Genomic DNA, 2,508 nt, shown 5'->3' on the forward strand with positions numbered 1-2,508 from the left:
GGGCCGTGGCCATCCACCCCCTGGCCGTCATCGTCGCGATCGCCGCCGGAATCGTCCTGGCCGGAATCGTCGGCGCGCTGATCGCCGTGCCCATCGTCGCCATGCTCAACACCGCCATCGGCCACCTCGGAAAGCGCCGGCCCTCACCACCGGACTCGGTGATCATCAGTGCTGATCCAAATCCCTAGCTTCACCAACTCCCCGACAGTCGACTGAACCCATGGTCCGCTGAACAACATTAAGGCGTATCCTGCATAGGACACGGCACGCTGCTCCGGACCCTGGTGGCACCATCGAGCCCGTGTCCCTCGACTGAGGGAGAAGATCATGGGTCCGACCAGCACTATCGTCCTTCGACCCCTTGCCGTGCCGACCCCCGGCGTGGGCAAGGCACAACAACGCCCCACCATCGCCCACGATGCGAACCAACGCGCTGCCCTGGTCACGGCGCACATGCCAATGGCCGCCCGGATCGCACGTGGCTTCGCCGGCCGCGGCGAAGAACTCGACGACCTGACCCAGGTCGCCATGCTCGCACTGGTCAAAGCGGCCACGAGGTTCAACTCAGCCCGTGGTGTGGACTTCCCGAACTACGCCTACCCGTGCATCGTCGGCAGCCTGAAGAAACACTTCCGCGACAACGGATGGAGCCTGCACATCACCCGCCGCATGCAGGAACTTCACCTGCAAACCAGCCAGGCCATCCCCGGCCTGACCCAAACACTGGGCCGCGTCCCCACCATCACCGATCTGGCCGTCCACTTACATCTGTCCGAACAAGACACCCGCGACGGCGTCCACAGCCGCCTGGCCTACACCACCCGCTCGCTGAACACACCGGCAGCTGTGGGCGAGGACACCGAACTCGGCGAGCTCCTGGGCGACTTGGACGCACGGCTGGAGTCGGTCACCGACCGGCACCTGCTCAGCCAGTGCCTGGACCTGCTTCCCAGCCGCGAGCAAAACATTCTGCGGCTGCGGTTTGGCCACGGGCTGTGCCAGCGTGAGATCGCCGAGCAGCTTGGCATCTCCCAAATGCACGTCTCTCGGCTGATCGCCCGCTCCCTCGCCACGCTGCGCGTCGGCATCATCGCCCACGCGTAACAGCCGCGTTGCCCGGCCGCGTCATCGACCGGGCAACGCACCAGACCTTCAGTACTTGCCTGCATCGCGAGCTGTATTGCCGTTGCGGCAACATATTCCACGCTCACCGGTGACCGTATGTTGTCCGAAGCTGTTGACTGGCAACGTCACCGTGTCGATGGTGGTCGTGGGGAATCGTCGTACGCGCGGGAAACGTCGCGTGGCGCGCGTGGTGCCGTGGGGGCGCGGCGGCGGTTCCAGAAGTAGAAGAACAGGGCCAGCCCGGCCACGCCGGCGGCCATGAGCACCCAGCCGACCGCTTTGAGGTCCAGCCCGCCGACCGTCCAGTCGACCGCGAACGTCAGGATCGCACCCAACGCGAGAAGAAATATGCCAACTCCAATACCCATACCGCCGGTTTGCCCCACACTCCAGTCTTCAGGCACCGCACACCATGCCAACCTGTGCACACTGTGCGAACCACTCTGTCGAGGTCACCCAACCAGCCAGCTTGGACTGACGCGCGCGAACAGATCGTGCACAGGCCACATCGCATGGTGCGTCGCCGGGACGGCGCGGCCTGTGCCGCACCGATGGCCAAAAGTGCGCGGCAATCCACCCAGCGGCCTGGCAGGTTCGTTCCGCCCGTGTGCTGATCCTGCGTGGCCGCTATCACCTTTACCGGATCGCGGGCATGGTCATGTTGGTAGCCGGGTCCTGGGCCGGATGAACGCACCGCGGTCGGCATCTTTCGCGCCCACTTCGGAGTCGATTGGCACAACCCAAATCTGGATCGCCGCGCGCTGGTCCAGATTGGACACAGCCGATCTCGGGTAACAGACCCTTGGCCCCTGAGATATTTCGCCCCTGAAGGAGCACCTCCAGTGATCGCCATTCTCGCCGCAGTACTGTTCGGGCTCGCGCTTTTGCTCCAGTTGACCAGCACGAGCTTCGGCACCGTCATCACCGCCGCCACCCTGACCACCGCCGGGTTGCTATGTGTGGCCTTACATCTGGCCGGCGTCGCCACCGCCATTCCCCGCTACCGCCGCCGATGAGATAGCGATGTGCTGCCCACGACGGCTGTCGCAACATGTTCGACAAAAGGCAGAGGCTCAGCCGTAGAGACGCCGGCCATGGTCCCGCACCGTCAGGGCCATGGTCCCGCACCGTCAGGGCGCCGTGGGGACACGCTCACGTTCAGCCCAGGTCTGGTCAAGCCATGAAGCTGCTGTCGCTCGACCACCGTGACCGGCTGGCCACCACACCGCAGATCAACCCCTACCAGGAGGCACCATGCGCATCGGAGCAGTCATCGCCGTCATTTGGCTGATCATCGGCCTGGTAGCGGCGGGCCAGCGCGGATACTTCAGCGGCTCGGAGAAAAACTGTGCCGACGCCGGAAACACCATTCTCACCGTCATC

The 2,508-nt window shown here is 64.8% G+C and carries 3 protein-coding genes and 1 pseudogene; 3 read left to right on the top strand and 1 reads right to left on the bottom strand.

The genetic code is table 11. The features are described 5' to 3' along the window. Both DM816_RS41410 and DM816_RS41415 read left to right on the top strand, forming a co-directional pair. A pseudogene (locus DM816_RS41410) lies at nt 1-188 on the top strand (AI-2E family transporter); the annotation flags it as partial. A gap of 139 nt (nt 189-327) precedes the next feature. Continuing rightward, nucleotides 328-1,104, top strand: a complete 777-nt coding sequence (locus DM816_RS41415; RefSeq protein ID WP_117215885.1) for a sigma-70 family RNA polymerase sigma factor — start codon at nt 328-330, stop codon at nt 1,102-1,104. A gap of 146 nt (nt 1,105-1,250) precedes the next feature. Here the strand turns inward: DM816_RS41415 and DM816_RS41420 are convergent, their stop codons facing one another. Beyond that, on the bottom strand, nt 1,251-1,493 hold the full coding sequence (locus DM816_RS41420) for a DUF6458 family protein (RefSeq protein WP_117215886.1): 243 nt from the start codon (nt 1,491-1,493) through the stop codon (nt 1,251-1,253). Nucleotides 1,494-1,967: 474 nt separating this feature from the next. On the opposite strand from DM816_RS41420, the gene DM816_RS41425 reads away from it, so the two are divergent. After that, the gene (locus DM816_RS41425) at nt 1,968-2,141 is read left to right on the top strand and encodes a hypothetical protein (RefSeq protein ID WP_117215887.1); all 174 of its coding nucleotides are present in this window, start codon (nt 1,968-1,970) and stop codon (nt 2,139-2,141) included. Nucleotides 2,142-2,508: the final 367 nt, after the last annotated feature.

Source organism: Allorhizocola rhizosphaerae (assembly GCF_003426775.1).
GTDB lineage: Bacteria > Actinomycetota > Actinomycetes > Mycobacteriales > Micromonosporaceae > Allorhizocola > Allorhizocola rhizosphaerae.